At 69.3% G+C, this 849-nt stretch carries 1 protein-coding gene; it reads right to left on the bottom strand.

The window, feature by feature from the left end:
* Window positions 1–849, bottom strand: an 849-nt coding sequence (locus ADK57_RS30330; RefSeq protein ID WP_199830719.1) for a homocysteine S-methyltransferase family protein, incomplete at both ends; no start/stop codon positions are given.

The following is an 849-nucleotide window of genomic DNA, read 5'->3' as shown; positions in this document are numbered from 1 at the left end:
CCCCGGCGCCACACCACGCACCCGCTCCACCACCTGCCGCAAATGCTCCGGCGTCGTCCCGCAACAACCACCGATCAACGACAGACCGTACTCACGGACGAACGTCTCCTGCGCATCCGCCAGGCCCTCCGGGTCGAGGGGGAAGTGGGCGCCGTCCTTGGTCAGGATCGGCAGACCCGCGTTCGGCATGCACAGCAGCGGGATGCGCGAGTGGCGGGTGAGATAGCGCAGGTGCTCGCTCATCTCGGCGGGTCCGGTCGAGCAGTTGAGGCCGATCATGTCGATGCCGAGCGGCTCCAGCGCGGTCAGCGCGGCGCCGATCTCCGAACCCAGCAGCATCGTGCCGGTCGTCTCGAAGGCCATCGACACCAGCAGGGGGACCTCGACACCGGTCGCCTCCATCGCGCGGCGGGCGCCCAGCACGGAGGCCTTGGTCTGCAGCAGATCCTGGGTCGTCTCGACGATCAGGGCGTCGGCGCCGCCGGCCAGCAGGCCTTCGGCGTTGGTCTGGTAACCGTCACGGATCGTCGCGTACGAGATGTGGCCCAGCGTGGGGAGCTTCGTGCCCGGCCCCACCGAGCCCAGGACCCACCGCGTGCGGCCGTCGCGGGCGGCGTAGTCGTCGGCGACCTCGCGGGCGATCCGGGCACCCGCCTCGGACAGCTCGTACACGCGGTCGGCGATCTCGTACTCGACCATGGCCGTGTGGTTCGCGCCGAAGGTGTTCGTCTCGACGCAGTCGACATCCGAGGCGAAGTACGCCTCGTGGACGGAGCGGACGATGTCCGGGCGGGTCAGGTTCAGGATCTCGTTGCAGCCCTCGAGATTCTCGAAGTCCTCCAACGTGGG

Origin of the sequence: Streptomyces sp. MMG1533 (assembly GCF_001279775.1) — a bacterium.
GTDB lineage: Bacteria > Actinomycetota > Actinomycetes > Streptomycetales > Streptomycetaceae > Streptomyces.
The sequence above is the reverse complement of the archived record's forward strand: the minus strand, read 5'-3'. Positions and strand labels throughout refer to the sequence as shown.